4 protein-coding genes and 1 pseudogene are annotated in these 6,275 nt (G+C 50.1%); 4 read left to right on the plus strand and 1 reads right to left on the minus strand.

The genetic code is table 11. The annotated features are described in order from the left end of the window. Positions 1 to 271 (minus strand): helix-turn-helix domain-containing protein (locus ACTHUT_RS12455; protein WP_440418851.1); only part of this gene is annotated, 271 nt, incomplete at its 3' end. Positions 272 to 400: 129 nt separating this feature from the next. Here ACTHUT_RS12455 and ACTHUT_RS12460 point away from each other — a divergent pair. The 4 genes and pseudogenes from ACTHUT_RS12460 to ACTHUT_RS12475 form a co-directional block, all read left to right on the plus strand. Continuing rightward, positions 401 to 1,309, plus strand: a complete 909-nt coding sequence (locus ACTHUT_RS12460; RefSeq protein ID WP_250601536.1) for a transposase — start codon at positions 401 to 403, stop codon at positions 1,307 to 1,309. Positions 1,310 to 1,446: 137 nt separating this feature from the next. Further along, a complete protein-coding gene (locus ACTHUT_RS12465) occupies positions 1,447 to 3,225 on the plus strand; it encodes a transferrin-binding protein-like solute binding protein (RefSeq protein WP_440418852.1) in 1,779 nt (592 codons plus the stop codon). An 86-nt stretch (positions 3,226 to 3,311) separates the two neighbouring features. Beyond that, positions 3,312 to 6,041 carry a lactoferrin/transferrin family TonB-dependent receptor gene (locus tag ACTHUT_RS12470; protein WP_250601534.1) on the plus strand — a complete coding sequence of 910 codons (2,730 nt, stop codon included), beginning with the start codon at positions 3,312 to 3,314 and terminating at the stop codon, positions 6,039 to 6,041. 91 nt (positions 6,042 to 6,132) lie between these two features. Next, a pseudogene (locus ACTHUT_RS12475) lies at positions 6,133 to 6,275 on the plus strand (IS5/IS1182 family transposase); the annotation flags it as partial.

The following is a 6,275-nucleotide window of genomic DNA, read 5'->3' on the forward strand; positions in this document are numbered from 1 at the left end:
GTTTGGCCTGCCTTTTGAGTTTTTCCTGAATGCCGCGTTCTACCTTGGCCAGGCGTTTCATTCCGTACTTTGCCTGTTTGAAACGGTTGTTGGTACTGGTTTGGGGTTTGGGCAGCCTGCCTCTTGCGGCTTTAAGTGCGCGGTAAATGGTGACGCGGCTGACTTGGTAGCGGCGTGCCAGGGAGGTTACGCTTTCCTTCCCCTGCGTGTAGGCCAGCCAAATGGCTTGACGGTGGTGCGGGGTGAGACGGGTGTTTTTGTGCATGTTCATGTTTCAGTATTCTCCTGGAAATACTGTAAACAACGCTACTAGTTTCTACACCCCAAAATCCCCTAAATTCCCACAAAGACATTTAGGGGATTTCTCATGAGCACCTTCTTCCGGCAAACCGCATAATCCATGATTGCCAAACACATCGACCGCTTCTCACTATTGAAGTTGGATCAGGTGATTGATTGGCAACCGATCGAGCAATACCTGAATCGTCAAAGAACCCGTTACGTCCGAGACCACCGCGGCCGTCCCGTCTATCCCCTGTTGTCCATGTTTAAAGCTATCCTGCTCGGACAATGGCACAGCCTCTCCGATCCCGAACTCGAACACAGCCTCATCACCCGCATCGACTTCAACCTGTTTTGCCGTTTTGACGAACTGAGCATCCCCGATTACAGCACCTTATGCCGCTACCGCAACTGGCTGGCGCAAGACGACATCCTGTCCGAATTGCTAAAACTGATTAACTGCCAACTGACCGAAAAAGGCCTAAAAATAGAGAAAGCATCTGCCGCCGTCATTGACGCCACCATTATTCAGACCGCCGGCAGCAAACAGCGTCAGGCCATAGAAGTCGATGAAGAAGGACAAGTCAGCGGTCAAACCACACCGAGTAAAGACAGCGATGCCCGCTGGACAAAGAAAAACGGCCTCTACAAACTCGGTTACAAACAACATACCCGTACCGAGGCGGAAGGTTGGTTGGAACATGAAGTTACCCGCCTGACCGTATGCGAATACCTCAAACCATTGTTTGCAGACGGCATCGATACGCTGGTGTTGGGCTGCACGCACTTTCCCTTGCTCAAGCCCTTAATCGGTAGGGAGGCGGGTAATGTCGCGTTGGTTGATTCTGCAATTACGATGGCTGAAGAAACAGCACGCGTCCTTGCGCAGGAGGGATTACTCAATACTGACAACAATAATCCCGACTATCGTTTTTATGTCAGCGATATTCCTTTGAAATTCAGAACGATAGGCGAACGTTTTCTGGGTAGGACGATGGAGCAGATTGAAATGGTGTCTTTGGGTTAGGCAAGGTTTGCTCAAACACCCGTATATCCGGAGTAAGGATGTGCGGGTGTTTTTTGTGAAGATACGTCAGAAAATGTTTGCAAATTACATTTTAAGTTAATAGAATATAAACTATTATCATTTTTAAAAAAGTTGATATGAAAAATTCACTTATTGCCCAAGCAGCCGGTATCCTGCCTGTGCTGCTGCTTTCTGCCTGCGCGGGCGGCGGCAGTTTCGATTTGGACAGCGTGGAAACGAAACAGCACAACCCGCAGTCCGAAGCACCGAAATACCAAGACGAACAGACTGAAAAACCGGCAAAACCCGATGAAGCGCAGGCGGCGGAAAACGACCGTCCGGCTTACGGTTTTGCAGCCAAAATACCGCGCCGTAATGTCCATTTCAACGTGAAACAGGGGCATCAGCCGCTGTCGGATGCGGATTGGGTGAAATTGGCGGCGGGTGAACCGGATAAGTTTCCCCAAAAGGATGACATTTTTGCGATGGATAAGGGTACGCTGAACGAATCCATCACAACGGGCGACGGTAAAAGCCGCGTGGAAGGATACACGAAATTCAAGTATGTCCGCTCGGGCTATATCTACCGCAACGGTGCCAATAAAATCGATCCCAAAAACAATATCGCCCTTTTCGGTCCGGACGGCTACCTTTTCTACAAAGGCAGCAATCCTTCCCAAGCTCTGCCGACGGGCAAGGCGATTTACAAAGGTACTTGGGATTATGTAACCGATGCCAAGGAAAAACAGAAGTTTCCCCAGTTGGGTAGTCCGCCAGCGGGGGATAGGTACGGGGCTTTGTCTGCCGAGGAAGCGGATGTGTTGCGCAATGAAAGCGAGGCACCGAAAGGTCAGACCGATTTCGGGCTGACCAGCGAGTTTGAGGTGGATTTCGCCGCCAAGACCATGACCGGCGCGCTCTACCGCAATAACCGGATTACCCATAACGAAACCGAAAATAAAGCCAAACAAATTAAACGTTACGACATTCAGGCTAACCTGCACGGTAACCGCTTCAAAGGTAAGGCGTTGGCTGCAGATAAAGATACTGGGAACGGTCATCCCTTCGTTTCTGATTCTGATAGTCTGGAAGGTGGTTTCTACGGGCCTCAGGGCGATGAGTTGGGCGGCAAGTTTTTGGCAAACGATAAGAAAGTGCTTGCCGTATTCGGCGCGAAACAGAAAGACGGTGCAGAAAAACCATTGGCTGAAACCTTTATGGACGCTTACCGCATCGGTGCGGATTTTGTGAAAAAACAGATAGACAGCTTCGGCAACGTGGCCAAACTGCTGATTGGCGGCGTAGAGCTTGCGCTTGTGCCGTCCGAAGGCATTCAGACGGCATTCCAGCATGTATTTGAGAAAGATGGTATGAAGGTGTCGGTATGCTGCTCCAATTTGGATTACCTGCATTTCGGGGTGTTGGAACACGGCGGTTCGCACGATATGTTCCTGCAGGGCAGCCGTACGCCGGTTTCCGATATGCCTGTAACGGCGGGAGAGGCGGTATATCGCGGTACATGGTCGGGTACTATTGTTAATGGTACGAGCTGGAGTGCCGAACCTTCCAATAAGGAAGGCGGTAACCGGGCGGAGTTTAAAGTTAATTTTGCCGAGAAAACCCTCAACGGTATGCTGACGGCGAAAGACCGCATTGCCCCCGTATTCACCATCACTGCCACGATTCAGGGCAATGGTTTTTCAGGTGTGGCGAAAACCGGTGAAAACGGCTTTGCATTAGATCCGAAAAATACCATCGATCCGAAACGGACGAATATCCGTGCAGATGTGTCCGGCGGCTTCTACGGCAAAAACGCCATTGAGATGGGCGGATCGTTCTCCGGAAATACATTGGAGGGAGAAAGCGGCAAGGCGGCAGTGGTATTCGGTACGAAACGCCAACAGCTTGTCCGGTAAACTGGGCTGCCGGTTGACAGAGGAAAGTTCTTCAGACGGCATATCGGCTTTAAATGCCGTCTGAAGGCAGTAAGTAGAGAAATGATATGAAACAGCAACATTTGTTCCGATTAAATATTTTATGCCTGTCGCTGATGACTGCGCTGCCTGCTTATGCGGATGTTTTACCGTCCGGACAAGTGATGGAAAAGCAGCTCGATACCGTGCAGGTCAATGCGAAAAAACAGAAAACCCGCCGTGATAACGAAGTAACCGGGTTGGGCAAACTAGTCAAATCTTCTGATACGCTAAGTAAAGAACAGGTTTTGAATATCCGAGACCTGACCCGTTACGATCCGGGTATTGCTGTGGTCGAACAGGGTCGGGGCGCAAGTTCCGGCTATTCAATACGCGGCATGGATAAAAACCGTGTTTCCTTAACGGTAGACGGCGTTTCGCAAATACAGTCCTACACCGCGCAGGCGGCATTGGGTGGGACGAGGACGGCGGGCAGTAGCGGCGCAATCAATGAAATTGAGTATGAAAACGTCAAGGCCGTTGAAATCAGCAAGGGTTCGAATTCATCAGAATACGGAAACGGCGCATTGGCAGGTTCGGTCGCATTTCAAACCAAAACCGCAGCCGACATTATCAGAGAGGGGAAACAGTGGGGCATTCAGAGCAAAACTGCCTATTCTGGAAAAGACCATGCCCTGACACAGTCCCTTGCGCTTGCAGGACGCAGCGGCGGCGCGGAAGCCCTCCTTATTTATACTAAACGGCGGGGGCAGGAAATCCATGCGCATAAAGATGCTGGTAAAGGTGTGCAGAGCTTCAACCGGCTGATGCCGGTCGAGGATACCCATCCGTACGCAAATTTCATTGTCGAAGAAGAATGCCCCAATGGATATGCTGCCTGTAAAGGCAATGCGAAAAAAGATGCTTTGGCCAAAGATGAGCGCAAAACCGTCAGCACGCAGGATTATACCGGCCCCAGCCGCTTCCTTGCGGACCCGCTTGAGTATGGCAGCCAATCATGGCTGTTCCGACCGGGTTGGCATTTGGACAACCGCCATTATGTCGGAGCTGTTCTCGAACGCACGCAGCAGACCTTTGATACACGGGATATGACTGTTCCTGCCTATTTGACCGAGGCCGATCTGAATGAAAGTGTCCGGAGAAACGGTACACCGAGCGGCTTTGGCAAATATTCGGGCAATAATAAGGCAGAAAGGCTGTTTGTTCATGGAGAGGGCGGTACATTGCAGGGTATCGGTTACGGTACCGGCGTGTTTTATGATGAACGCCATACTAAAAACCGCTACGGGGTCGAATATGTTTACCATAATGCTGACAAGGATACCTGGGCCGATTACGCCCGACTTTCTTATGACCGGCAAGGTATAGATTTGGACAACCATTTGCAGCAGACGCATTGCTCTTACGACGGTTCGGATAAAAATTGCCGTCCCGACGGTAATAAACCGTATTCCTTCTATAAATCCGACCGGATGATTTATGAAGAAAGCCGAAACCTGTTCCAAGCAGTATTTAAAAAGGCATTTGATACGGCCAAAATCCGTCACAATTTGAGTATCAATCTAGGGTACGACCGCTTTAAGTCACAATTGTCCCACAGCGATTATTATCTGCAAAACGCAGTTCAGGCATATGGATCGAAAACTCCGGAAGGGGCGCAGTCACCCAACGGAAGCCAAGGCAAACCGTATTGGGTGTCTATCGGCAAGACCACGGTCAATACATCGCCGATATGCCGCTTCGGCAATAACACCTATACAGACTGCACACCGAGGAATATCGGCGGCAACGGTTATTATGCAGCCGTTCAAGACAATGTTCGTTTGGGCAGGTGGGCGGATGTCGGAGCAGGCATACGTTACGATTACCGCAGTACGCATTCGGAAGATAAGAGTGTCTCTACCGGCACTCACCGCAACCTTTCTTGGAACGCAGGCGTAGTCCTCAAGCCTTTCACCTGGATGGATTTGACTTATCGCGCTTCTACGGGCTTCCGTCTACCGTCGTTTGCCGAAATGTACGGCTGGAGAGCCGGGGAGTCTTTGAAAACGTTGGATCTGAAACCGGAAAAATCCTTTAATAGAGAGACAGGTATTGTATTTAAAGGGGACTTCGGCAATTTGGAAGCCAGCTATTTCAACAATGCTTATCGCGACCTGATTGCATTCGGTTATGAAACCCGAACTCAAAACGGGCAAACTTCGGCTTCTGGCGACCCCGGATACCGAAATGCTCAAAATGCACGGATAGCCGGTATCAATATTTTGGGTAAAATCGATTGGCACGGTGTATGGGGCGGGTTGCCGGACGGGTTGTATTCCACGCTTGCCTATAACCGTATCAAGGTCAAAGATGCCGATATACGCGCCGACAGGACGTTTGTAACTTCATATCTCTTTGATGCTGTCCAACCTTCACGATATGTATTGGGTTTGGGTTACGACCATCCTGACGGAATATGGGGCATCAATACGATGTTTACTTATTCCAAGGCAAAATCTGTTGACGAACTGCTAGGCAGCCAGGCGCTGTTGAACGGTAATGCCAATGCTAAAAAAGCAGCATCACGGCGGACGCGGCCTTGGCATGTTACGGATGTTTCCGGATATTACAATATCAAGAAACACCTGACCCTGCGCGCAGGCGTGTATAACCTCTTCAACTACCGGTATACCACTTGGGAGTCTGTAAGGCAGACTGCCGAAGGAGCGGTCAATAGGCACAATAATGTCGGTAGGTATAACCGCTACGCCGCACCGGGACGAAATTACACCCTGACTTTGGAGATGAAGTTTTAACCTAAGCAACCGTGCATCAAGGCAATAGGAGACCTTTGCAAAATCCCCCAAATCCCCTAAAGTCCCGCCCAAGACATTTAGGGGATTTTCCATGAGCACCTTCTTCCGGCAAACCGCACAAGCCATGATTGCCAAACACATCGACCGCTTCCCACTATTGAAGTTGGATCAAGTGATTGATTGGCAACCGATCGAACAGTACCTGAATCGTCAAAGAACCTGCTACCTTAGAGA

This window comes from Neisseria sp. P0022.S010, from assembly GCF_051956635.1.

Coding starts and splice junctions, on each gene's coding strand:
- ACTHUT_RS12470 (WP_250601534.1), top strand. CDS start 3,312: ATGAAACAGCAACATTTGTTCCGATTAAATATTTTATGCCTGTCGCTG.
- ACTHUT_RS12465 (WP_440418852.1), top strand. CDS start 1,447: ATGAAAAATTCACTTATTGCCCAAGCAGCCGGTATCCTGCCTGTGCTG.
- ACTHUT_RS12460 (WP_250601536.1), top strand. CDS start 401: ATGATTGCCAAACACATCGACCGCTTCTCACTATTGAAGTTGGATCAG.